The sequence below is a fragment of the Erythrobacter epiphyticus genome, assembly GCF_034653295.1.
Taxonomy (GTDB): Bacteria; Pseudomonadota; Alphaproteobacteria; order Sphingomonadales; family Sphingomonadaceae; genus Erythrobacter.
In genome coordinates this window covers 183155-207289 of the sequence record NZ_JAYEEU010000007.1, presented here as the reverse complement: position 1 = coordinate 207289, position 24135 = coordinate 183155, and the positions used below count along the sequence as shown (strand labels likewise).

At 64.4% G+C, this 24135-nt stretch carries 17 protein-coding genes; 7 read left to right on the top strand and 10 right to left on the bottom strand.

Annotation, left to right across the window (positions count from 1 at the left end; all coding sequences use genetic code 11):
• Positions 1–10: 10 nt before the first annotated feature.
• Complete coding sequence (locus SOQ14_RS06495; protein ID WP_322897246.1) at positions 11–1636, bottom strand: NAD(P)/FAD-dependent oxidoreductase; 1626 nt, start codon at positions 1634–1636, stop codon at positions 11–13.
• A 228-nt stretch (positions 1637–1864) separates the two neighbouring features.
• On the opposite strand from SOQ14_RS06495, the gene asd reads away from it, so the two are divergent.
• A complete protein-coding gene (asd, locus tag SOQ14_RS06490) occupies positions 1865–2713 on the top strand; it encodes an archaetidylserine decarboxylase (protein WP_322897245.1) in 849 nt (282 codons plus the stop codon).
• Between the two features lie 7 nt (positions 2714–2720).
• Here asd and SOQ14_RS06485 read toward each other — a convergent pair whose 3' ends face one another.
• The 3 genes from SOQ14_RS06485 to SOQ14_RS06475 all read right to left on the bottom strand — a co-directional run bounded on the left by SOQ14_RS06485 (position 2721) and on the right by SOQ14_RS06475 (position 9763).
• The gene (locus SOQ14_RS06485) at positions 2721–6320 is read right to left on the bottom strand and encodes an ABC transporter permease/M1 family aminopeptidase (protein ID WP_322897244.1); all 3600 of its coding nucleotides are present in this window, start codon (positions 6318–6320) and stop codon (positions 2721–2723) included.
• Positions 6321–6335: 15 nt separating this feature from the next.
• A complete protein-coding gene (locus SOQ14_RS06480) occupies positions 6336–7235 on the bottom strand; it encodes an ABC transporter ATP-binding protein (protein WP_322897243.1) in 900 nt (299 codons plus the stop codon).
• Positions 7236–7414: 179 nt separating this feature from the next.
• The gene (locus tag SOQ14_RS06475; protein ID WP_322897242.1) at positions 7415–9763 is read right to left on the bottom strand and encodes a DUF305 domain-containing protein; all 2349 of its coding nucleotides are present in this window, start codon (positions 9761–9763) and stop codon (positions 7415–7417) included.
• A 289-nt stretch (positions 9764–10052) separates the two neighbouring features.
• Here SOQ14_RS06475 and SOQ14_RS06470 point away from each other — a divergent pair, with 289 nt between their 5' ends.
• Positions 10053–11099 (top strand): serine hydrolase, encoded by a 1047-nt coding sequence (locus SOQ14_RS06470; RefSeq protein ID WP_322897241.1) that lies wholly within the window; start codon positions 10053–10055, stop codon positions 11097–11099.
• 61 nt (positions 11100–11160) lie between these two features.
• Here the strand turns inward: SOQ14_RS06470 and SOQ14_RS06465 are convergent, their stop codons facing one another.
• Positions 11161–11439, bottom strand: a complete 279-nt coding sequence (locus SOQ14_RS06465; RefSeq protein WP_322897240.1) for a hypothetical protein — start codon at positions 11437–11439, stop codon at positions 11161–11163.
• 216 nt (positions 11440–11655) lie between these two features.
• On the opposite strand from SOQ14_RS06465, the gene polA reads away from it, so the two are divergent.
• The 5 genes from polA (at position 11656) to SOQ14_RS06440 (ending at position 18045) form a co-directional block, all read left to right on the top strand.
• Entirely contained in the window at positions 11656–14508 is a 2853-nt protein-coding gene (polA, locus tag SOQ14_RS06460; RefSeq protein ID WP_322897238.1) for a DNA polymerase I, read from the top strand.
• 408 nt (positions 14509–14916) lie between these two features.
• Entirely contained in the window at positions 14917–15633 is a 717-nt protein-coding gene (locus SOQ14_RS06455; RefSeq protein WP_322897237.1) for a CoA transferase subunit A, read from the top strand.
• Positions 15634–15728: 95 nt separating this feature from the next.
• Complete coding sequence (locus SOQ14_RS06450) at positions 15729–16409, top strand: 3-oxoacid CoA-transferase subunit B (RefSeq protein WP_322897236.1); 681 nt, start codon at positions 15729–15731, stop codon at positions 16407–16409.
• Positions 16410–16414: 5 nt separating this feature from the next.
• Positions 16415–16885, top strand: a complete 471-nt coding sequence (locus tag SOQ14_RS06445) for a DUF2269 family protein (RefSeq protein WP_322897235.1) — start codon at positions 16415–16417, stop codon at positions 16883–16885.
• Between the two features lie 2 nt (positions 16886–16887).
• On the top strand, positions 16888–18045 hold the full coding sequence (locus tag SOQ14_RS06440; protein ID WP_322897850.1) for a CaiB/BaiF CoA transferase family protein: 1158 nt from the start codon (positions 16888–16890) through the stop codon (positions 18043–18045).
• Between the two features lie 63 nt (positions 18046–18108).
• On the opposite strand, the gene metK is transcribed toward SOQ14_RS06440, so the two are convergent.
• The 5 genes from metK to prfA form a co-directional block, all read right to left on the bottom strand.
• On the bottom strand, positions 18109–19332 hold the full coding sequence (gene metK / locus SOQ14_RS06435) for a methionine adenosyltransferase (protein ID WP_322897849.1): 1224 nt from the start codon (positions 19330–19332) through the stop codon (positions 18109–18111).
• 87 nt (positions 19333–19419) lie between these two features.
• Entirely contained in the window at positions 19420–21027 is a 1608-nt protein-coding gene (lnt, locus tag SOQ14_RS06430) for an apolipoprotein N-acyltransferase (RefSeq protein WP_416232746.1), read from the bottom strand.
• 43 nt (positions 21028–21070) lie between these two features.
• On the bottom strand, positions 21071–21778 hold the full coding sequence (locus tag SOQ14_RS06425; protein WP_322897233.1) for a DUF4167 domain-containing protein: 708 nt from the start codon (positions 21776–21778) through the stop codon (positions 21071–21073).
• A gap of 258 nt (positions 21779–22036) precedes the next feature.
• The gene (gene prmC / locus SOQ14_RS06420; protein ID WP_322897232.1) at positions 22037–22855 is read right to left on the bottom strand and encodes a peptide chain release factor N(5)-glutamine methyltransferase; all 819 of its coding nucleotides are present in this window, start codon (positions 22853–22855) and stop codon (positions 22037–22039) included.
• A 113-nt stretch (positions 22856–22968) separates the two neighbouring features.
• Positions 22969–24036 carry a peptide chain release factor 1 gene (prfA, locus tag SOQ14_RS06415; RefSeq protein WP_322897231.1) on the bottom strand — a complete coding sequence of 356 codons (1068 nt, stop codon included), beginning with the start codon at positions 24034–24036 and terminating at the stop codon, positions 22969–22971.
• Between the last annotated feature and the right edge of the window lie 99 nt (positions 24037–24135).

The following is a 24135-nucleotide window of genomic DNA, read 5'->3' as shown; positions in this document are numbered from 1 at the left end:
GGATGCGCGCTCAGGCGGACTTGCGTTCGGGTTCAGGCGCCGCGATCCGCTCCGGCACACCGCGCAAGCTGGTAAGCGCGGCGATCTGGTCATCGCTGAGCGGGCGGGTTTCGGCGGCCTCGCGCGCGGGCAGAGCGGTTTGGGCGCCCTCGTCGCCGGCCTCGTGATATTCCGCATCTTCATTGACGCACCAGGTGTCATAGACGCGGCGGCCAGCCAGAATGTTCTCGACCGTCAGCATCGCGGTCATCATCGCATGGTCCTGATTGTTGTAGCGGTGCATCCCGTTGCGGCCGACCAGGTGCAGGCTGGGGTGGCGCTCTTCCAACTCGTGGCGCATCGCGGCGACATTGGCGGCGTAATCCTCGTCATAGACGGGGTAAGCCTTTTCCTGCCGCACCACCGCACCGCCGATAACCTTGGCCGGATCGACAAGGCCGAGGATCTGCATTTCGCGCTTGGCGAGTTCGACCAGCTCGGCGTCAGGCGCGCTCCACAAACCATCGCCTTCGAAGCAGAAATATTCGAGGCCGACGCAGGCGACCTTGGGATCGGGCACCATTTCGGGCGACCACGAGCGGAAATTCTGCACCCGGCCGACTTTGACCTTGCTGTCGTGGATGTAGATCCAGTTATCGGGGAACAGGTCCTCGCTGTCGATCATCAGCGCGACAGTGAGGAAATCGCGATACCGCAGCTTGCTCGCCTCGAGGGTGGTGGCCGGCAGCGGATGGAGCCGCTTGGCAAGTTCGCGCATCGGGGCGGAGGAAATCGCATGGGCGGCGCGGATCTGGATGAGGCCATCGGGGCCTTGCGCCGTCATCGACCAGCCGCCCTGCCCATCGCTGGCGAGGCGATCAAGACTGTGGCCCATCAGCACCGCGCCCTTGCCCGTCGCCACGATCTTGTCGCGCGCGGCCTCCCACATCATGCCCGGGCCGAGGCGCGGGTAGCGGAAGGTTTCGAGCAGGGTCTTCACTGCCTGCCCGTCATTGGGGCGCTTGTTGAGGCCAAGGCTGCGCTTCAACCCATCGGTCACCGCGCCCCACAACGAAAGGCCCTTGATCCGCTGCGCGGCCCAATCGGCGCTCATGGTGTTGCAGGGCATCCCCCACACCTTCTCGGTGTAGGTCTTGAAGAAAATCGCATAGAGCTTTTGCCCGAACTGGTTGGTGGTCCAGTCCTCGAAGCTCTTCACATCCTTGATCGGGAAGAGCTTGGCCCACAGATAGCTCGCCATGCAGGCGCTTGAACGCCAGATGCCGAGATTGCCGAGCGCTTCGAAGGCGCGCAGCGGGTAGGAATAGAACTTGCCCTCGTAATAGATGCGGCTCATCCGCGGGCGCTGGATGAAGTCGTCGGGCAGGATCTCGTTCCACAGATCGACCACCGCCTGCGACTTCGAAAAGAAGCGGTGCCCGCCAATATCGAAGCGGTAGCCTTCGTGTTCGACCGTGCGGCTGATACCGCCGACATAGACCGGGTCCTGTTCGATGATGGCAACCCGCTTGCCCGCCTTGGTGAGGAGATAGCCTGCAGTCAGACCGGCAGGGCCAGCGCCAATGATCGCGACGTCAACGTCAAGCACCCCCCGTTTGTCATTTGCACCGCGGCTTGATCCGTAACCCTTTGACATTCAACAAGCCCCCTCTTGGCAGCACTGCTATGTCCCGTGAGCGGGTGGCAGTGCCTTGGCTGAACATCGGGATGAACAAAAATGGTTAGCAAAAGGTGAAAACTGCGCGTTTCTGCGACAAAAAAGCAGGTTGTTGCAGTCTGGCAATGTAAAGAGCGCCCGGTCGACAGCCGCGCGGCGTTGCGGCATAGGGCAGCGCTCCCTTCCCAACGCTGCGTGCCAACACCTATGCCATCGCCCTTTATCCTGTTTCAGCATCTTGCCCCGCAACACGCGCTGTCGCGGCTGGCGGGCCGCGTGGCCGCGAGCGAGCGGGGCTGGCTGAAAGACATGCTGATCCGCCGCTTTGCTGCCGCCTATCAGGTCGACATGCGCGAGGCCGCGCGCGGGATCGCTGACTTCGCCAGCTTCAACGACTTCTTCACCCGCGAATTGAAGCCCGGCGCGCGTCCGCTGGGCGATGCGTCGCGCTTCATCCTGTCCCCTGCCGATGGCGCGGTGAGCCAGCTTGGCACGATCGAAGGCGGACGGATTTTTCAGGCCAAGGGACGGCACTTCACCGCGGCGCAATTGCTCGGCGGCGATACAGAGGCTGCGCGCCGTTTCGAAGGCGGGCGCTTCATCACGATCTATCTCAGTCCGCGCGATTACCACCGCGTCCACATGCCCGCAGCGGGCCGACTGCAAGCCACCACCTATTGCCCGGGCAAGCTGTTCTCGGTCAATCAGGCGACCGCCGAAGGGGTGGACGGGCTGTTCGCGCGCAACGAGCGCCTCGCCTGCCTGTTCGACGGGCCGGATGGCCAATTTGCCAGCGTCATGGTCGGCGCGATGATCGTCGCCGGGATCGACACGGTCTGGCCGCATCGTTTTGTCGGCCACGCCCGCGTGCCGCTGCGTGAGGATTTCACCGCCACCGCGCATGATTTCGCCGCCGGCGATGAAATGGGCCGGTTCTACCTCGGCTCAACCGTGGTGTTGCTGTTCGAGCCGGGGCGGGTGGAATGGCTCGATCACCTCGCGGCAGGCACCCCGCTGCGGATGGGTGAGCCGATCGCGCAGCGGGTCAAAACCTGATCGCCCCTCAATCCACCGCCACCACATTGTCGTCGGAATTGCGGTCAATATAGGTATTGTAAGGGTCAACCCCGGCAAAGGCGGGCTTGTCCTTGCTCACCACGGTGATGACCTGATTGCCATCGCGCAGCGGGCGGCGCTCCATCATCAGCACGTTGCTGCGCCCGAAGGCTCCTTGTCCGGGGCGCGCCGTGAACAGCCCGATCTCGATATTCTCTGCCAGCCGGGCCGGGGTCTCCTTGCCCTTGCCATCGGCCCGGAACTTGCCTGCTTCCACGGTGATCCGTGTCGTCCAGGTGCCATCGGCGTTGCGCGTCGCCTTGGCCGATTTGGCCGAGAGATCATAGATCGTGATCGTTTCGAACAGATCGGTGATCAGCGCCTGCTGTTCGGGAGTGGTCGCTTCCTTGCGCAGCTCGGCAATCAGATCGAGACTGCGCGGATAGGGCGCGCCCTTGAACTTGTAGCGGGCGATCAGGCGGCTGAGCGCGCGGTTCACCGCATCCTCGCCCAGCCGGTGCTGGAGGAGATACATCGCGAGGCTGCCCTTGCGGTAGTGGATGTGGCCCTGGTTCTCGACCCGGAGCAGGGGCTGTTCATCGAGCACATCGCTTTTGCGTCCGGCGAGATACTGATCCAGCTCATATTTGAGGAAACGGCGGATCTTGTCCTCGCCATAGAGCTGTTTCATCACCATCAGCGCTGAATATTGCGCCAGCGTTTCGGACAGCAGGGTCGAACCCTGCATGTCTGCCCCTACCACCTGATGCGCCCAGTATTGATGGCCGAATTCATGCGCGGTCACGTAGGACACGTAATCAATCGCGTCCTCATCGCGCACATCGGCGGCAAAGCCGATGCTTTCGGAATAGGGCATGGTCCCGGCAAAGGCCTGCGCAAAGCTGCTGTAGCCAGGAAACTCGATGATGCGGGCATAGCCGAACTGGTAGGGGCCGAAATTGCGGGTGAAATAGCCGAGCGAGGTCTCCATCGCCTTGAGCATCGCGGGCACGTTCCACGCATGGCGGGGATCGTGATAGACCGATAGCAGCACATCGCCCGCGCGCCGTTCAGCCACGGCATAGCGCGCCGATTGCACCGAGAAGAAATTGAGGATCGGCGCCGGGCTCTGGAACACGGCGATGCGGCGGCCGCCTTCGACCTTGTCGGCAATCTTGTTGCCCGGCGCGATCGGCACCTGATCGGCGGCGGTGCTGATGGTGATGCGCGAATTGACCCAGTCCGCGCGAACATAATTCTCGCCTTGCGCGGCGGTGTCTTCGAGCTTGGGCGTGCGCAGTTCGGCAGGCAGACCCTGGCGCCGCCGCTCGGTGCGATCCTGCAACAGCCCGCTGCGATCCATCCCGATCACCGGGGCAAAGGTGTAATTGTTCACGAAGGTGCCGTTGTCGACCAGATCGGTCGCCGCGCCGCGATTGGCAAAGCCGCGTCGCCACACCTGCGCTGCAAAATCGAGCCGCGCGGTCGCCCCCGGGGCGAGCGGTTCGGCAAAGCGGTAGATGCGATAATGATGGCGCTTGTCGTGGCTGGCGAGGCGCGCGCCCGACAAGGTCAGCCGGGTGAATTGTGTCGTGCTGTCGCCTTGCCGGATATGGACATCGCGGATTGGCACGTCTGTATTGTTGCGCAGCAGATAATAGCCGCTGGCTTCCAGCCGTCGTTCGTCGGGGAAGATCGCGACATCAAAGGCCACATCGGTGACATTCGGGCGCGGCAGGTTTTCATAGCGCAGATATTTGCGTTCATATTCTGCCGTGCGCGCCTCGGCCTCGTCCGAGGTCTCGTAGGTGTTGAGCACCTTGATATTGTGATGGATCACCGTGCCGGTGCCGATCATCGCCGCCACCGCCGCCACCGCGATCCCGCCCGAGGCAGGGGTAATGCGCTTGGGTGCGGCCTTGATCCGCGGCCAGACCGCCACCACCGTGCCGCGCGGCCAAGCCCAATGCGCGAAACACAGCAGCAGCACGGCAAAAGCCGCCCAATAGGCCCGCGCCCACAGCCCGCCGACCCAGAAGCCGCCGGTGCCGTTCATGTCGCTCAGCGGTTCGGACGGCGTGCCGCCGAACAGGTAGAGCATGTTCGCATAGCCAAGATTGTTGAGGAAGATGCGGCCCAGGAACCACACCAGCACCAGCCCCCAGCCGACATATTTGTTGGGGCTGACGACTTGCAGGAACACCGCCAGCACCGCGATCAGCACCAGATCGACGCTTTGCGGGAAGACATAGGCGCTGAGATACAACGCCACATCGATGTTCTCGCCGCCACGGATCAGCTGATAGACGATCCCTGTCAGCATGCCCGTCAGCGACATGGCGAGCAGCACGGTGAAGATCGCGAGGATCTTGGGGATGAACATCACCCAGCCCGGCACCGGCGTGGTGTCGATGATCTCGCCGATCTTCACATCGCGTTCGCGCCAGACCAGCTCGCCGCCATAGAACACTGCGATGATCAGGCTGAACAGCGCCCCGCTGCCGATCACCGTTGTGATGACATCGGCGGTGAGCGGATAGGAGGCCGTGCCATATATCGTCTCGGACAGTGCGAGATTGAGCCCGGTGAAGGCCAGGGCGATCAGCAGCAGCACGATCAGGCCCGGGCTCTTGAGCACTTGCAACACTTCGGCCTTGAGCCGCACGGCAAAGCTCGCCGCGACATGGCCCGCCCCGAACACCGGGCGCACCGCCGGGGCTGTGCCCGCTGCCACACGCGCAGGCGATGTTTGGGCGGCGCGTTCCGCCTGCCGTGTCAGCCGCTTCAGCCGCCTGCGCGATGGCGCGCGCTCGGTCATGCTGAAGCCGAACCATGCCAGCGTCAGGAACAGCGCGGCAAGGCCCAGAGCCACCACGCGGTTGATCAGCAGATTGCCTTCAAGCGGGATCGCCCGCGTGTTCATCTCCGCGGCTGTCCAGTAACGGGTCGCCTCGCCGATCGCGCCAACCGCCATCGGTTCGAAGCGGGCCATGGCATCCTGATATTCCGGCTGGTTGCCGAGCACCGTGGCGACTGTCAGATAGCCCATCACCAGCACCAGCACGCCGATATAGCTGGCGAGCATGGATCGCGTCAGCGTGGCGAGGCTGAACAGCAGCGCCGAGGACATGATGATGTTGGGGATCGCGATGATCAGGAAGGGCCAGGCATAGGTCGCAAAGCCGCCGGGGCCGATGGTTTCCCCATCGACCCAGGGCATCATCGTGCCCGTGGCGATGCCAAGCGGCAGGGCCAGATAGCCGAGGATGGCAATGGCCAGCCCCCCGGCAAAGCGCCCGGCGAGAAAGCTGCTGCGTCCCACCGGGGTGGCGCGGATCATCGGGCCGAACCCCGTGGTATCGTCGCGCACCACGGCATTGGCGACGAAGGAGGTGATCACGAACAGATAGAACAGGCCGAGCACCGCCATCGCCAGCGTGACGATATAGGGCGCGTTTTCATGCACCCCGCTGGTCCCGCCAAGGCTGACATTGGAGCTGGCCGACAGGCCAAAGCCGATCAGGAAGAAAATCGCGATCGAGGCCCAGAAGACCGGGTTACGAAGCTGGTAGCGGATTTCGAATCCGGCAAGCGAAGCGCTGAGCATGGACGGGCGCTCCTGTCAGGCGGCTTGCGCGGCGGCGGCAGCGGCGGCGCGGCGGGTTTCGGCAAGCGTGACGAAATAGACATCCTCAAGCCCACCAGATACCGGCGCAAAGCCATTGGGCTGGCTGTCAGCCAGCACATGCACCACGATTTCACCGGCGAAGAAGCGGTGCGAGATCACTTCGTGGATCGCCTGCATTTCCGCGAGTTGCTGGTGCGGGATGGTGCGCTGCCAGACCCGGCCCTTGGTCGAGGCGATCAGATCGCGCGGCGCCCCTTCGAGCTGCACGCGCCCGCCGGCCAGCACGGCCATGCGCGGACACAGATCGGCGACATCCTCGACGATATGGGTCGACAGGATCACCACCACATTTTCGCCAATCCCGGCTAGCAGGTTGAGAAAGCGGTTGCGTTCTTCGGGATCGAGCCCGGCGGTGGGTTCATCGACGATGATCAGTTCAGGATCGCCGATCAGCGCCTGCGCAATGCCGAAGCGCTGGCGCATCCCGCCCGAAAATCCGGCAATCGCCTTGCCGCGCACCGCCCACAGGTTGGTTTCATTGAGGAGATGCTCGACCACTTCGCGCCGCTGCTTGCCATGGGCGATGCCCTTAAGCACCGCCATGTGATCAAGCATCTGATAGGCCGAGACGCGCGGATAGACGCCGAAATCCTGCGGCAGGTAGCCCAGCGTGCGGCGCAGCCGTTCAGGCTCGGCCAGCACGTCGATCTCGCCGAAGCGGATGCTGCCGGTGGTCGGCGCTTGCAAGGTCGCGATCGTGCGCATCAGCGTCGACTTGCCCGCCCCGTTGGGGCCGAGCAGCCCGAACATCCCCTTGGGGATCGACAAGGTCACATTGTCGAGGGCACGGGTGCCATTGGGGTAGGTGTGGCCGACGTTGGTAATCTCAAGCATGGTGATCCCCTGTCTGATCGGCGCGCACCCTAACCTGTTGCGCGTCCGAGGGAAACCATACTGATGGAGCGCGTCACGCGCTTTGTCGAAGATATCAGCGGTTTGTCGGATCAGGTGGGCTGCTGATGGCGGGCGGACGCGCATGGGCCCGCCGCGCCATCAGGCTATCGCACACCGTGTCAGCCGCCCTTGCGGCTGGCTTCGAGGCTGGCCACCACATCGGCGGGCCAGGTCACTTCGGTCTGGGTCTGCGGGTTGAATAATTCACCCGCATAGATCGCCTTGCCTGCCGCGGCGATTTCTTCCTCGGAAAGGAACTCGCTCGGCTTCAGCGCGAAGACATCGATCCCGCGGCTGATTTCGGTGCCGTAGATGCGGCCATTATACCAGTAGGTTGACCAGTAACCGCCGAGCACCATTTGCTTGGCATCGATCGGGCCACGATCGAAATAGGCGACCTCGCGCGGTTTGCTGCTGTCGGTGAAGTCCATCACGCTCATGCCGCCCTGATACCACGCCTGCACGAACAGATCGCGCCCCGGCACCGGGATGATCGAGCCGTTGTGCGCGACGCAGTTTTCCTTGTCGCTTTGCGGCGCGGGCATCTTGTAATGGCTGCGGAACACCAGCTTGCCATCGACGATGTCGTAGATCGCGTTCGCGCCCCAGGTCATCGGGTCCGATGCGCGGCAGCGCGGACGCCCGCCGCCGCCCCATTCATCGGTGAAGATCACCTTGGTGCCATCATTGTTGAAGGTGGCCGAGTGCCAATAGGCAAAGCCCTTGTCGAGCACCGCGCCGATCCGCTTGGGATTATAGGGATCGGAGATGTCGAACAGGATGCCATTGCCCGAACACGCGCCTGCCGCGATGTTCTTGGACGGGAACACGGTGATATCGTGGCAGTGATCGGTGCGGCTGGTGCGCTGCGTGCCTTCGCCGTGATCGCCACCGTTCCACAGGCCCGCGATCTCGCCGGTCTGCTCGTCCGCAAACACCGTCGGGCTCTTGACGATGCGCGCCGCCGCCGGGTTTGCCACCGGGATTTCGATCACGTCCACCCGGAACAGTGCGGTGCGGCTGTCGCCTGCCACTTCGCCGACGCAGCCCGCCAGTTCCTTGCCATCGCGGATCCCGGCCGTGCCGGAGTTATAGACCACGATGGTCTTGTCATCGGCGCGCACCACCGAATGGGTGTGGCTGCCACGGCAGGTTTGCACCAGCCCGACCTGACGCGGGCGCGCCAGATCGGTGATGTCGAAGATGCGCAGGCCGCGGAACCGCTCGGGGCTGACTTCGCCGGTCACGCCCTGAAGCCCGCAATCGACGCGGCCACGGGTCTGCTCGACACTCATGATCAGCAGCTTGCCCACGACCGAGACATCGCCCTGCCCGCCGGGGCAGACGACCGAGCTCATCAGGTTGGGCACGCCGCCTTCGCCGAGCTTGTAGATGTTGAAGCCGTGGTAATTGCCCGCGACCATCACATCGCCAAAGAACGCCATGTCGGTGTTGGCGAAATCGAGCAGGGGCGAACGCTCGGCGAACTGGGTAAGGGTGTCCTCCGAACCGCGCTCGGCAGCTTCGCCTTCCGGCGCATCGGCAGGGGCAGGTGCAGCTTCTGCCGCGGCCACCTTGGGCGCCATGTGCTGCGCGTGGTCCATCCCGGCATGATCGGCCGCAGCGGGCTTGGCCGCAGCCGGGGTGGCCGCGGCTTCGGCCGGCTTCTTGCCCTTGGCCGGCTTGACCGGGCGCAGATCAGCCGGATTTTCCGGATTGAAGAAGCCCGCAGGCTTGCGGAAACTGGCGACCTTGGTGAGGTTCCAGATCGCTTCGCCCGCATTATCATAGCCCGCAGCCAGCCCGGCGCGCGGATCGACCGAAAGCCCGGCGAGCAGCTTGTCCATCCGCTCGATCTCGCCCTTCTGCTCGGTCTCGATATCGCTGATGAACTGGAACAGCACCGGATCAGCGGCGCTGCCCGGCTCGCGCAGCAATTCCCTGACCATGGTGAGCGCGCCTTCGTGATGCGCGATCATCAGCGTGAGGAATTGGCGATCAAATTCCACCCCGTTGGCGGCTGCGAGCGCCTTCATCTGGGCGGGCGTGGCCATCCCGGCCATCGCGTGGTGCTGCGCGTGATCTTTCATCGCGGCCATGGTGAGCGCTTCGCCGCGTTCGCCCAGCCAGCCTTTCATGAAAGCGATCTCATCGGCCTGGCTCGATTCAATGCGACCCGCGATGGTGACGAGCTCGGCGCGGTTGGTGCGCTGCTTCACCAGCACCGCCATGTCGACCGCCTGCTGGTGGTGCATGATCATGCCCTGCATGAACGCAACATCAGCCGTGGTGTAGCTGGCCGAGGCGAGCTTGATCGCCTGATCGGCGCTCAGCACGCGGCTGTCCTGCCCCGGTGCGCCCGGCTGGACGATCGGCACGGTCTGCGCCAGCGCCAGCCCCGAGGCGCTCAGCAGCAGCCCGGACATGACAAGGCGTGAAGTCGAAAGCAGCGGTTTGATAGCAGTCATGATGATCCTGTTGCCCGTGTGAAGGATTGCCCGGAAGGTGATGCGGCAGACTGCCGCCTTGCGGCCCCCAGTCAAGGGGCTACCCTGCCCCATGGCCGGGCAATCGACCAAGCGCACACAGCTATCGAGCAACGCCCTTGCACCGCCCGAATGCCGGTTTGGACGAATCCGGTCGTGGTTTCGCCACCTTTGGGCGCGCCAGACCACACAAAGGCTTGCCCTTGTGTGCCGTAGGGGCATAGTCCGCAGCGTTAACACGGTGGCAAGCACAAAGGGGTAGTCTGGCACCATGATCGCGCATCGCCTCGCCACTTTTTGTTCTGCCACGCTGGCTGCGCTGGTGCTGGTTGCTGCGCCGGCTTCGGCGCGCAATGATGATGTGCAATCCGCTTTCGACAGCACTTTCGGCACCGCCCTGCGCGCGCCGCAGAGCCTCGATACGCTCCATGCCACCAACCTCGAAGCGCGCATTGCCGATCTCGCCAATCCGGCGCGCGGACGCATCGGTGTGGCGGCGGTCGATCTCACCACGGGTGAGGAAGTGATGCTGCTGGGCGATCAGCTGTTCCCGATGGCATCAACCAGCAAGGTTGCCGTGGCGGCCACCTATCTCGAGATGGTCGATCGCGGCCAGGCCAGCCTGTCTTCGGAATATGCCCTGCTGCTGCCGGTCGCCTCGGCGAAGTTTTCCTCGCCCAAGGCGCCGGTGCGCCCCGGCAATTACATGCAGGCGCTCGATCTGATCGAGATCATGATCACCCGTTCGAGCAATCCGGCCACCGACTCGCTGCTCGCCGCTGTGGGCGGGCCGAGCGAGGTCAATGGCTGGATGCGGCGCCATGGCTTCAAGGATTTCAGCATCAACCGCGATATCGCCACACTGGTGCGCGATGATGGCGAAGTGGACCCGGCCACCCGCATCGATCCGCGTGATGCCGCGACCCCGCGCACCATGGTGAAGTTCCTGCAAGGGCTGTATCGCGGCGACTTCCTCTCGCCCCAGAGCCGGCAGGTGTTGCTCAGCGCGATGAGCCGCACGGTCACCGGCAAGCGCCGCATTCCGGCGCTGATGCCCTATGATGCGCGCGTCAGCCACAAGACCGGATCGCTCAACAACACGTCAAGCGATATCGGCCTGATTGAAACCCCCGATGGCCGCACGATCGCGGTGGCGATCTATGTCACCGGGCAGGGCACCCGCGCGGCGCGTGAGGCGAAAATCGCCGAGATCGCGCGTGCACTGTACGATGGCTTTGCGGCGCGGGCGCAGGAAAGCCTCATCAAGAACCCCAACCGCACCTGGACCAGCGCGCCTTACGGTGTGGGCGGGCAGTAAGCCGACATCAAAAAGGGCGACCCCGCGCGGGGCCGCCCTTTGGTGTTGGCTATGATGAAGCTTATTCGCTTTCCATCATCTTTTCAGCATCAGCGGCGGCCTTTTCGGCGGCTGCGTTGACTTCGTCAGCGGTGGCTTCGGTGGCCTTCATGGCGTCTTCGCCCATGGCCTCCATGTCTTCACCCATTTCTTCGCCCATGGCTTCCATGTCTTCGCCCATCTTGTCGGCGTCTTCGGCCATCGCGCCGGCGACGTCATCGGCTTCCTTTGCGGTTTCGCCACAGGCGGCAAGGCTGAGCGCCGAAGCGGCAACAGCAGCCGCGAGCATGATCTTACGCATGATGAAATCTCCTGAAGAACCGGATATTCCACGCGCCTCTGACTTGGCATCAGCCGCGCGCCAAGGCGCAGCCTGAATGCGCGCCCCGCGGACGAAGCTAGAGAGTGCGATCCCGGGCGGCAACCCGGCCCGGCGAACCTCGCCCCGGATTTGACGCATTTCGTCCCACGCTGATCGCCCCCTACCGCCGCGCCCGCGTGCCTGCTAGCAAGCGGCATGACCGAGCCACAACAGCATCTCTACCTCGTCGACGGGTCGTCCTATATCTTCCGCGCCTATCACCGGCTGCCGCCGTTGACTGACCCCGAAGGCACGCCCGTGGGTGCGGTCTATGGCTACACCACGATGCTGTGGAAGCTGGCGGCTGATCTCGACGAGGCCGACGGGCCAACCCATCTGGCGGTGATCCTTGATGCGAGCGGAAAGAGTTTCCGCAACGACATCTACGAACATTACAAGGCCAACCGCCCCGAGCCGCCCGAAGACCTCGTGCCGCAGTTCCCGCTGATCCGCGATGCGACCCGCGCTTTCAGCCTGCCTTACATCGAAGTGCCCGGGCTGGAGGCGGATGATCTGATCGCGACCTACGCCCGCGAAGCGCAGCGCATGGGTTGGAACGTCACGATTGTCTCGTCCGACAAGGATTTGATGCAGCTGGTGGGCGAGGAAAATGGCGCGCGCATCGACATGCTCGACACCATGAAGAACCAGCGCATCTATCTTGAGGAAGTCGAGGAGAAATTCGGCGTCCCGCCCGAGCTGGTCGGCGATGTGCTGGCGTTGATGGGCGACAGCGTCGACAATGTGCCGGGGATTTTCGGGATCGGGCCGAAGACGGCGAGCAAGCTGATTGCCGAGCATGGCTCGCTCACCGCTGCGCTGGATGCAGCGCCCGCCATGAAGCCATCCAAGCTCAAGGAACGCCTGATCGAAGGCCGCGCCGATGCCGAATTGTCGAAAGTGCTGGTGACCCTCAAGGAAGATTGCGCGCTGCCCCAGCCGATCGCGGAGATGAAGCTCGGCAAGATCCCGCCCGAACCGCTGGCGGCGTTTCTGGCCAAGCACGGCTTTACCTCGCTGCTCAAGCGGCTGGAGACCGGCAATGGCTCACCCGCGCGCGCAACCGATCTCAACCCGCCCAAGCCGAGCACGGCGGGGGCGAATGGCACGGCGGAACAGAACCGCCAGCCGCTGCCCGAAATGCCCAAGATCGACCGCAGCGCCTATGAAACCGTGCAGACGCTGGCACGGCTGGAAGAATGGGTGGCCCGGGCCATGGCCGCGCGGCTGGTGGCGGTCGATACCGAGACGACATCATTGGACGCGATGCGCGCCGAACTGGTGGGGGTGAGCCTCGCGCTTGGCCCGAATGATGCGTGCTACATCCCGCTCGCGCACCATAATATCGGCGGGGGCGGCGACGACATGTTCGCGCAGAAGCCCGCGCAGGTGCCGCTGGATGCGGCGCTGGCCGCGCTCAAACCCCTGCTCGAGGCCGATAGCGTCATCAAGGTGTTCCAGAACGGCAAGTATGATCTCAACCTGTTCGCCCGCAGCGGGATCATGGTTGCGCCTATCGAGGATACGATGGTGATCAGCTTCGCGCTGGATGCGGGGCGCGGCGAAAGCGGCATGGGCGGCGGCCACGGGATGGACGAATTGTCCGAACGCCATCTCGGCCACACGCCGCTGGCGTTCAAGGATATCTGCGGCACCGGCAAGAAGGCCATCGGCTTTGGCGAAGTGCCGCTGGATCGCGCCACCGCATATGCCGCGGAAGATGCCGATGTGACGCTACGGCTTTACCGCGTGCTCAAGCCGCGCCTTGCCGAGGAAGGCGGCTCGCGGATTTACGAGCGGGTTGATCGCCCGCTGATCCCGGTGGTGGCCGCGATGGAGCGCGAAGGGATCAAGGTTGATCGCGCGCGGCTGGCGAAGCTGTCGGAGGAATTCGCCAAGGAAATCGCCCGGCTCGAAGGCGAAATCCATGCGGCGGCCGGGCAGGAATTTACGGTCGGCAGCCCCAAGCAGCTTGGCGATATCCTGTTCGAGAAGCTGGGTTACAAGGGCGCCAAGAAAGGCAAGAGCGGGCAATATTCCACCGATGTTTCGGTGCTGGAAAAGCTGGCTGCCGAAGGGGCGCCGATTGCGCGGCTGGTGCTGGAATGGCGCCAGCTTGCGAAGCTCAAATCGACCTATACCGATGCCCTGCAAGAGGCGATCAATCCTGCCACCGGCCGGGTGCACACCAGCTATTCGCTGGTGGGCGCGCAGACCGGGCGCCTGTCCTCGACCGATCCCAATTTGCAGAACATCCCGGTGCGCACCGCGATCGGCCGCCAGATCCGCGAGGCGTTCGTGCCCGAAACGGGCAATGTGCTGCTGGCGGCGGACTATTCGCAAATCGAATTGCGGCTCGCCGCGCATATGGCCGGGGTCGAGACGCTCAAGGATGCCTTTGCGCAGGGCGAGGATATCCACGCCCGCACCGCGCGGGAGATGTTCGGCGAAGTCACCCGCGACACCCGCGCCCGCGCCAAGACGATCAATTTCGCGATCCTCTACGGCATTTCGCGCTGGGGGCTGGCGGCGCGGCTCGAAGTTGCGCCCGAAGAAGCGCAGGCGATGATCGACACCTACTTCCAACGCTTCCCCGGCATCCAGCGCTACATTCTGGAAACGCTCGAAAGCGTGCGCGCCAAGGGCTATTCCGAAACCCTGTTTGGCCGCAAGACGTGGTTCCCGCGGATCAATTCCAAGAATCAGGCCGAGCGGCAGGGTTCGGAGCGCGCTGCGATCAACGCGCCGATCCAGGGCACCAGCGCCGATATCATCAAGCGCGCGATGGCGCGGATGCTGCCCGCGCTCGCCGAAGCCGGGTTGCATGATGTGCGGATGCTGTTGCAGGTCCATGACGAATTGGTGTTCGAGCTGCCCGAAGAGCGCGTCGAAGCCGCCACCCCGATTATCCGGCAAGTCATGGCCGAGGCAGCGCTGCCCTCCGTCGCCCTGAGCGTCCCGCTGGGCGTGGACATCGGCACTGGCCTGTCGTGGGATGCCGCGCACTGACGAGCGGGCGTGGTGCCGGCAAACCCCTCGCCTCCCTTTGCTCGCCCGGCATAAAAAAAGCCCGGCACGAGGCCGGGCTTTGAAAGTTTGGGAGAGGATGCCTGAAAGGCACTTTCGCATTTGCAGCAAAATGCGCCTTTGCGCAAGTGCGAAAGGCGCAGATCGGGTTGCAAAATTCGTCATTGATCCCAATTTTTTGACTATTATGTGAAAAATTCTGCATGTTTGTGCCGAGAAAATAGGCAAATGCCTATCTCACGGTCATTGTGATCGCTCACAATCTATATTGCGATGCAGCAATTTGGTGATTCTCCGGTGATTCTCCTGATCGCACTGCGGCCATGGCGAAATGCGCGGCGTGGCGTTCCCGGTGTTGTGCAATGCGGATGCAAATACTAGGCAGCGCGCATGAGCAAACTCTATCCTGACGCCGCCACGGCTCTCGCCGATCTGTTGCGCGACGACATGCTGATTGCCGCAGGCGGCTTTGGCCTGTGCGGTCTGCCCGAACGCCTGCTGGATGCCATCCGCGACAGCGGGGTCACCGGCCTGACCTTTGTCAGCAATAATGCCGGGATCGACAATGAAGGCATCGGCAAGCTGCTGCGCACGCGGCAGGTCAAGAAGATGATTTCGTCTTATGTTGGCGAAAACAAGGAGTTCGAGCGGCAATATCTCGCGGGCGAGCTCGAAGTCGAATTCTGCCCCCAAGGCACGCTTGCCGAGCGGATGCGCGCGGGCGGCGCGGGGATTCCGGGCTTCTACACCCGCACCGGCGTCGGCACGCTGGTCGCCGAAGGCAAGGAGCACAAGGAATTCCCCGATCGCGACGGCGTGATGCAGACCTACATCCTTGAACGCGGGATCTTTGCCGATCTGGCGATCATCAAGGCGTGGAAGGCCGATGAGACCGGCAATCTGGTGTTCCGCAAGACTGCGCGCAATTTCAACCTGCCCGCGGCCACCTGCGGCAAGATCTGCGTCGCCGAGGTTGAGGAAGTGGTGCCCGCGGGCGCGCTCGATCCCGATCAGATCCATCTGCCCGGTGTCTATGTGAAGCGCATGATCGTCGGCGCGCCCTACGACAAGAAGATCGAATTCCGCACCATCCGCGAGCGGGTGTAGGCGGTGGGCATGCGGCGCGTAACGGCAGGTTGCGCCGCCTGGTCATTCATCGCCAACCCCCTTGTCAGCAACGCCATTAGTGAGGCCCTCATTCCATGACCACTCCCGAGGCCAAGACCCCGCCCGCCGGTTGGAACCGCGACCAGATGGCCGCGCGTGCCGCCAAGGAATTGCGCGACGGCTATTACGTCAATCTCGGCATCGGCATCCCGACGCTGGTGGCGAACCACATCCCCGAAGGCATGATGGTGACGCTGCAAAGCGAGAACGGGATGCTGGGCATCGGGCCCTTCCCCTATGAGGAGGATATTGATCCCGATCTGATCAATGCCGGCAAGCAGACCATCAGCGAGCTGCCCCATTCCGCCTATTTCGACAGCGCTTCGAGCTTCGCCATGATCCGCGGCGGGCACATTGATCTCACCGTGCTGGGCGCGATGGAAGTGGCCGAGAACGGCGACATCGCCAACTGGATGATCCCCGGCAAGATGATCAAGGGCATGGGCGGGGCGATGGACCTTGTCGCCGGTGTCAAGAAGATCATCGTGGTGATGGATCACGCGGCGAAGGACGGCAGCCCCAAGTTCATTCCCGCTTGCACGCTCCCGCTTACCGGCAAGGGTGTGGTCGACATGATCATCACCAATCTCGGGGTGTTCGCCCGCGCCGATCATGCCAGCCCGTTCCGCCTGATCGAACTGGCGCCGGGGGTAAGCGAGGCGGATATCGCGGCCTTTACCACCGCCCATTACGAGGTGGCGCTCGCACACGCCTGAACCTGATGACCGGCTATTACCTCCTGCTGTTCCTCCATTACACCGGGGTGATCCTGCTTGTCGGCAACATCACGGTGACAGCAGTGTGGAAGGTGTTTGCCAACCGCACCGGCGATGCCCGCATCATTGCGTTCGGGCAAAGGCTGGTGACAGGCACGGATTTCGGTCTCACCATTCCCGGCATCGTGCTCACCATGGTGGGCGGTTACGGTTGCGCGCTGCTGATGGGCTATCCCCTGTTCGAGGATCTGTGGCTGATTGCGAGCCAGATCCTGTTCGTGGTCGCCGGGCTGATCTGGCTGGGTATTCTGGTGCCGATCCAGGTGCGGCAGGCGCGGCTGGCGCATGGGTTCGCGGATGGCGGCGTGGTGTCTGATGAATACCGCGCGCTGTCGCGCCGCTGGATCACCTGGGGCCTGATCAGCACCGTCCCGATGGTCGCCGTCTTGTGGCTGATGGTGGTGAAGCCGGCATGACCGTGTGGCTTGATCACCCGCGCAATCCCAAGGCGCCGCTGGCGGGCTTGAAGGTGCTCGAACTGGCGCGCGTGCTGGCGGGGCCGTTTTGCGGGCAGATCCTCGCTGATCTCGGCGCGGATGTGATCAAGGTCGAAAGCCCGGAAGGTGATGGCACCCGGCTGTGGGGGCCGCCGTGGGTCGAACGGGTGGATGCCGAGGGCAAGGTGCACCGCGAGGCGGCCTATTACCATGCCTGCAACCGCGGCAAGCGTTCCATCATCGCCGATTTCACGAACGCCGCGCAGCTGGCGCGGGTCAAGGCACTGGCGGCAACGGCCGATGTGGTGATCGAGAATTTCAAGACTGGCGCGCTCGCCAAATTCGGCCTCGATCATGCGAGCCTCGCGGCCGCCAATCCGGCGCTGGTCACCTGTTCGATCACCGGCTTCGGGCAGACCGGGCCGCGCGCGCACGAGGCCGGGTATGACTTTGTCGCACAGGGGATGAGCGGGTTGATGTCGCTCAACGGCGATCCGGCGGGGCATCCGGTGCGTGTAGGGGTTTCGATCTCTGATCTCGCAACCGGCATCTGGGCCGCCAATGCGGTGCAGGCGGCGCTGTTGATGCGGCACCGCACCGGGCGCGGGCAGCAGATCGACATGAGCCTGCTCGATTCCTCGGTGGCGCTGCTGGCCAATCAGGCAAGCTATTTCTTCGCCACCGGCGAAAATCCGCCGCGGATGGGCAATGCCCACGCGCAGGTTGCGCCCTATGGGGTGTTCGCGGTGCGCGATGGCCATGTGATCCTTGCCCCCGCCAATGACGGGCTGTTCGTGAAGCTGATGGGCGTGCTGGGCCTCGATCACCTGACGCGCGATCCGCGCTTTGCCGCCAATGGCGAGCGCACCGCCAACGCCGCTGCGCTCGATGCCGCAATTGCGGTGGCCACGGCCGGGTGGAGCAAGCAGGGCTTGCTCGATGCGTGCCACGCGGCAGGCGTTCCCGCCGGGCCGATCAACCGGCTGGATGAAGTCTTTGCCGATCCGCAAGTGATCGCGCGCGGCCTCAGAGTGGAGCTGGGCGGCATGGCCGGGGTGCGCAGCCCCTTCACCTTTTCCGAGGCCGAGCTCGCGCTCGATCGTCCGTCGCCCGTGCTGGGCGCGGATGACGAGGGCTGAAAGCAAGCAGGCCCCCCACCGCGGGGTGGGAGGCCTGCCCTATGTTCGCAAGAGGCGGGGTGGTTAAGCCAGCGCGGCCTTGAGATCAGCGACCAGATCGAGCCGCTCCCACGGGAAGAAGTCGCCTTCGGCATCGCGGCCAAAGTGACCATAGGCCGCCGTCGGCTGGTAGATCGGCTTGTTGAGGCCAAGATGCGTGCGGATCGCACGCGGGGTCAGCCCGCCGAGCTTGGCAATGCCCAGGATCGCCTGTTCGATTGTGTCGTCGCCGACCGTGCCGGTCTCGTGCGTGTCGACATAAAGCGAAAGCGGTTCGGACACACCGATCGCATAGGCGATCTGGATGGTGCAGCGCGTGGCGAGGCCCGCCGCGACCACGTTCTTGGCGAGATAGCGGGTGATGTAGGCAGCCGAACGGTCAACCTTGGTCGGATCCTTGCCGCTGAAGGCGCCGCCGCCATGGGGGGCTGCGCCGCCATAGGTGTCCACAATGATCTTGCGCCCCGTCAGGCCCGCGTCGCCATCCGGGCCACCAATCTCGAAAGCGCCCGTGGGGTTGATGTAATACTTGGTCTCGCGCAGCAGCACCGGCGGGATCACATCGGCCACCACCTTCTTCACATAGGCTTCAAGCTCGGCATACTTGGCGGGATCAGCATGATCGCCGGTCAGGCAATAGCCCTGCTTGTGCTGGGTCGAAACCACCACGGCGGTGGCCGCGACCGGCAGCGAACCTTCGTAGCGCAACGTCACCTGGCTCTTGGCATCGGGTTCGAGGAACGGCGCCTTGCCCGCGTGGCGATCGGCCGCCATGCGTTCAAGGATCTTGTGGCTGTAATAGAGCGTGGCGGGCATGAGGCCGGGGGTTTCATCCGTGGCATAGCCAAACATGATGCCCTGATCGCCTGCGCCTTCATCCTTGTTGTCGCCCGCGTCCACGCCTTGCGCGATTTCCGCCGACTGGCCATGGAGGTTGTTTTCAAAACGGAAGGTTTCCCAGTGGAAGCCCGTCTGTTCGTAACCGATGCGCTTCACTGTGTTGCGCACGGTCGCCTCGATTTCCTCCTTGGCGCCGGGGACCCATTGGCCGTTCTCGTAGACGCCCTTGCAGCGGATTTCGCCCGCCAGCACCACCAGCTGCGTGGTTGTCAGCGTTTCGCAAGCGATGCGCGCTTCGGGGTCCTTGGAGAGGAACAGATCGACGATGGCGTCGGAAATCTGATCGGCAACCTTGTCGGGATGGCCTTCGGAAACGCTTTCAGAGGTGAACAGGTAATTCTCGCGCAAGGGAGCCTCCGGCAGATAGGGTTGCACCAGACCCGTGCCCTTATGCAGATATAAGGAAACCTTTATGTCTGGCCTTTGATCGCTGCCCTAGCCTTGCTGCGCGCGGCGTGCAAGCCATCTTGGCAGGCCAAGGCCCAGCGCCAGAAGCAATGCCGCCCAAGCCAGCGTCAGCGCGTGGCCCAACTGCGCGAACAGGGTCGGCGGTTTGGCCGCGGGAATGCGGCCGTGGATTGCACCGGCCTTGCCACCTGCCACATGCCCGCGCACCACGCCGTTGGCATCGATCACCGCGCTGATGCCGGTGGTGGTCGAGCGCAGCACCGGCAGCCCTTCCTCGATCGCGCGCATCCGCGCCTGGGCCAGATGTTGCGGTGGCCCCCAGCGGCCAAACCAGCCATCATTCGACGGGTTGAAGATATAGTCCGGGCGGTTCGTACGGTCGGCCACATGCCCGGAGAACACGATTTCATAGCAGATCTGGATGCCCGCCTTGCCATGCTTGCCCAGATCCAGCGTGCGCGGGCCGGGGCCGGGATCATAATCGATCGTGCCTGCCACCAGCCGCGCCAGCCCGAGCGGTTCGAGCAGCGGCTTCATCGGCAGGTATTCGCCATAGGGCACCAGATGCGCCTTGGCATAATGCGCGGTGATCTCGCCCGCGCCATTGAGCGCCAGCACCGAATTGCGCGCGCTGACAGCGCCGCGCGTGCCATCCGGCCGTGTGCCGATGTCGAGATTGACGACACCCGTCAGCAGCGTCGATTGCGGCCCGATGACCCGCCCTATGCGTTCGCGGGCATAGGCCGGATCGCCGCGCACCGTCATTTGCAGATAGTAGCGTTCGGGATAGCCATCTTCGAGATAATCGGGCACCGCGCTTTCCGGCCACAGCACCAGCCGCGAGGTGTCGCGCCCCTTGGCCGTCAGGCGGGCAATGCGCTGGAACTGCTCTTCATACTTTGAGCCATCATTGATCTCGTCCTGCGGGATCAGCGGCTGGACCAACGTGTAGCGGGTGGCGCTGCTCGCCCGTTCGGCCAAGGGATCGGCCAGCATCCCGGTGCCCGTGAGCAGCGCGATCCCGCTGAAGGCCAGCCAGCGCCGCTCGACCAGCGCCCAGAGCAGGCCCGCCGCGATCATCATCGCCAGCCCGGAGAGCGCATAGGTGCCAAGCCACGGCAGCAGCAGCGCCAACCCCGGCGCGTCCCAGCCGCTCAGCAGCATCAGCCCCACCGGCGGCCACGGATAGCCGGTAAACACCCAGCCGCGTAAGGCTTCGGTGATGATCCATGTCCCCGCCAGCACCAGCCCGAAGGCCCAGAGCGGCGCGCGCCGTGCCAACAGATGCGCCGCGAGCGCAGCAAAAGCGGGATACCACGCGAGGTAAATGCACAGCAGCGGCACGGCAGCCCAGCCCAGCGCGGCGGGCATTTCCGCCTGGTAGGTGAAAGCTGTGGCGATCCAGTTGTTGGCGAGCGTCAGATGCGCCCAACCGAATACCCAGCCACGGGCAAGCGCGGCGCGCCAGTTCGGCGCCCGATGGATCAGCCAGACAAAGCCCGCCAGCGCAGCGAGGCCAAGCGGCCAGAGGTGCAAAGGCGGATAGGCGCAGGCCGCAATCAGGCCGAGCACCAGCGCGATCCCCTTGGGAAAGCGCTCTATCCACTCAGCCACCTTGGGCAAGCGATTCTGCATCATGCCTCGCCCTTGGGGGATGTCAGAAGGTCAGCCGCAAGGCTCAGCCGACTGTTTCGAGATTGCCATCGTTCTCGCCCGCCTCGTCCGCGCGCAGCGAGGGCGGGAGCACGGCGGAATCAATGCCCGCCGGAGCATCATCGGCATCATCGCCGCGGCGCGGCTTGCGACGCGGCCTGTCACCGCGCTCGGGGCGATCGCCCCGATCGGCACGCTTTTCGCCGCTGGTGTCACGCGGCTTGCGCTGGCGGCTGCGACGCGCCGAGGCGCGCTCGGCCGCCGCATCGGCCGCCGCTGCGGCATCTTCGGCAGGATCGCCGAGGAACGCTTCGCCTTCGGCTGCAAAGGGCCCTTCGCTGCCGAATTCGCCTTCGTCAGCGACCACGGCCTGCTCTTCATCGGGGCGCGGGCGGGGCGCCCGTTCGACCCGCCGCGGCCGATCAAAATCGAAATCGTCGTCCGCTTCGTCCTGCGGTTGCTCGCGCTCTTCAAAGCGGCGACCACGGGATTCTTCCTGACGAGCCTTGTTATCGGCAATCACGCGGAAATAGTGATCGGCGAATTGCAGATAATATTCCATCTGCACGCGATCGCCATTGTGCTGGGCATCCTGCGCGAGCTTCTTGTACTTATCAAGCAATTGCGGGGCATTGCCGCGCGCCCGGCTGTCAATCCGGTTGACCTGATTGCTGCTGCCAGCCTGATTGCGATTGCCGCGACCACGGCGGCGATTATTGCGGTTGTTATTCAAGGAAGCGGTTCCTCATCAGTGACCGGCGATGTGAAAACAAGCACTCGCGGTCCACAGACCCCTTGTCTTTGCGCAGTGCCACCGGCTGTTCCGGCAGACGCCCGGCGCACTCCGCGCCGCTGTGACCGAGGGCATGACCCTGATGGCCGATCAGCTGAGTTTTGGAGCAAGGCTCAGCGATTTGCGCCCTTCGCAAGTCGTCTGACCTGATTCGGGGTTAGCGGTGCGCGCAGCATTTGCCAAGCCCCCCGCCAAAATTCATGCCTGCAAGATCAACGCGCGCGGCCTGTCGGCAAGGTCGCGGCGCAAGGCGCTGGTGAAGCCGGCCGCAGTGGCGATGGCGGCAACGGCATCGGCTTGCCCTGCGCCGATCTCGAGGATCGCGCGTGCCCCTGCCTTCATCAGCACCGGAAGCTGGGGGATCAGGACGCGGTAATCATCCAGCCCCTCCGGCCCGGCGAACAGCGCGCTGGCTGGTTCCCAGTCGCGCACCTGCCGATCCAGCGCGGCCTCGGTCTCGACATAGGGCGGGTTGCACAGAATGAGGTCGAAGGTGCCGAGCCCATCCGCCCAGCCAGGCGTGTGCCAGTTGCGATGATGCCATGCGCTCCGCGGCCTCAGGCCGAGCGCGGCAGCATTGCCTGCCGCCACCGCCAGCGCAGGCGCCGAGGCATCAATCCCGACCCCCTCCCAGCCTTCGCGGTTCGCCAGCACAGCGAGCAGCAGCGCGCCCGAGCCGGTGCCGAGATCAAGCGCGCGCCCTGTGGGCGGGCCAGCCTCCAGCGCGGCCGCAACCAGCGTCTCGCTGTCACCGCGCGGGATCAGGGTGGCGGGGGTGACGGCGAGCGTGAGGCCGAAGAACTCGGTGGTGCCCGTGATATAGGCGACGGGTTCATGCGCGGCGCGGCGCTCGACCAAGGCGGCGAAGCCCGGCGGGGCGGGGTCGCGCATGTGGCGCAGCAGCATGTCGGAACGGCTCACCCCGAGCGCATGCGCCATCAGCCATTCGGCATCGAGCCGCGCGGTGTCGCTGACGGCGGCGAGCGTCTCGGCAGCAGCGCGGATGGCTTCGCCCACCAGAACCAAATCCGTTCGCCCTGAGCTTGTCGAAGGGCCGTCCTTCACTTTGGCCTCGCACTGAAAAGATAAAAACGGTGCTTCGACAAGCTCAGCACGAACGGATTGTGAGTTTATTCCGCCAGCGCCGCCAGCCGCTTGGCTTCGTCCTCGGCAATCAGCGCATCGATCAGCTCGCCCAGCCCCGGCCCGGCAAGCACTTCTTCCAGCTTGTGCAGTGTCAGCCCGATGCGGTGATCGGTCACGCGGCCCTGCGGGAAGTTATAGGTGCGGATGCGTTCGGAGCGGTCGCCCGAGCCGACCATCGCTTTGCGCGCCTCGGCCTCGGCGCCCTGCGTCGCTTCGCGCTGGGCATCGTAGAGCCGCGTGCGCAGCACCTGCATCGCCTTTTCCTTGTTCTTGTGCTGGCTGCGGCCGTCCTGGCAGGTCACCACGGTGCCCGTGGGCAAGTGGGTGATGCGCACCGCCGAATCGGTGGTGTTGACGTGCTGGCCCCCGGCGCCCGAGGCGCGGTAGACGTCGATCTTGAGGTCCTTGTCCTCGATCGCGATGTCGACCTCGTCGGGCTCGGGCAGCACCGCAACGGTCGCCGCCGAAGTGTGGATGCGCCCGCCGCTTTCGGTCACGGGGACGCGCTGGACGCGGTGGACGCCGCTTTCGAACTTGAGCTTCGCGAAGACGCCGGTGCCGGTGACATTGGCGATGACTTCCTTGAAGCCGCCGATGTCCGAGGCATTGATGCTGACCGGCTCGACCTTCCAGCCTTGTTCGGCGGCGTAGCGTTCATACATCCGGTAGAGGTCGGCGGCGAACAGCGCGGCCTCATCGCCCCCCGTTCCGGCGCGGATTTCGAGCATGGCGGGCTTGGAGTCGGCGGAATCGCGCGGGAGGAGCGCAATGGCGAGGCGGCGTTCGAGCTCGGGGAGGGTCGCCTTGATGTTGGCCAGTTCCTCCTCGGCCATCGCCTTCATTTCGGGATCAGCGAGCATGTCGTGCAAGCCGTCCATCTCCTCGCGCGCGGATTTCACCTCGGCGGCGATCTTGGCGACGGGTTCGAGCTCGGCATAGTCGCGCGAGGCACGGACAAAGGCGTCGCCCTCGAGCGTGCCGGACGCCATGCGCGCTTCCAGCTCCGCAAAGCGGTGCGCGATCTGGTCAAGGCGTTCGGGGGGGATTTGCATGGGGTTCGGTGTGTCTCTCGTCTTCCTGGGCTTGACCCGGGATCCCGCTACTTAATGGCCCGCCGCGAGAAGAAAAGCGGGGCCCCGGGTCAAGCCCGG

Excerpts from the sequence above, each read along its gene's own strand:
- lnt (WP_416232746.1), bottom strand. The coding sequence starts at position 21,027 with ATGCAGAATCGCTTGCCCAAGGTGGCTGAGTGGATAGAGCGCTTTCCC.
- SOQ14_RS06480 (WP_322897243.1), bottom strand. The coding sequence starts at position 7,235 with ATGCTTGAGATTACCAACGTCGGCCACACCTACCCCAATGGCACCCGT.
- SOQ14_RS06475 (WP_322897242.1), bottom strand. The coding sequence starts at position 9,763 with ATGACTGCTATCAAACCGCTGCTTTCGACTTCACGCCTTGTCATGTCC.
- prfA (WP_322897231.1), bottom strand. The coding sequence starts at position 24,036 with ATGCAAATCCCCCCCGAACGCCTTGACCAGATCGCGCACCGCTTTGCG.
- SOQ14_RS06450 (WP_322897236.1), top strand. The coding sequence starts at position 15,729 with ATGACCACTCCCGAGGCCAAGACCCCGCCCGCCGGTTGGAACCGCGAC.
- SOQ14_RS06445 (WP_322897235.1), top strand. The coding sequence starts at position 16,415 with ATGACCGGCTATTACCTCCTGCTGTTCCTCCATTACACCGGGGTGATC.
- SOQ14_RS06485 (WP_322897244.1), bottom strand. The coding sequence starts at position 6,320 with ATGCTCAGCGCTTCGCTTGCCGGATTCGAAATCCGCTACCAGCTTCGT.
- SOQ14_RS06455 (WP_322897237.1), top strand. The coding sequence starts at position 14,917 with ATGAGCAAACTCTATCCTGACGCCGCCACGGCTCTCGCCGATCTGTTG.
- SOQ14_RS06465 (WP_322897240.1), bottom strand. The coding sequence starts at position 11,439 with ATGCGTAAGATCATGCTCGCGGCTGCTGTTGCCGCTTCGGCGCTCAGC.
- SOQ14_RS06495 (WP_322897246.1), bottom strand. The coding sequence starts at position 1,636 with ATGTCAAAGGGTTACGGATCAAGCCGCGGTGCAAATGACAAACGGGGG.
- asd (WP_322897245.1), top strand. The coding sequence starts at position 1,865 with ATGCCATCGCCCTTTATCCTGTTTCAGCATCTTGCCCCGCAACACGCG.
- polA (WP_322897238.1), top strand. The coding sequence starts at position 11,656 with ATGACCGAGCCACAACAGCATCTCTACCTCGTCGACGGGTCGTCCTAT.
- SOQ14_RS06470 (WP_322897241.1), top strand. The coding sequence starts at position 10,053 with ATGATCGCGCATCGCCTCGCCACTTTTTGTTCTGCCACGCTGGCTGCG.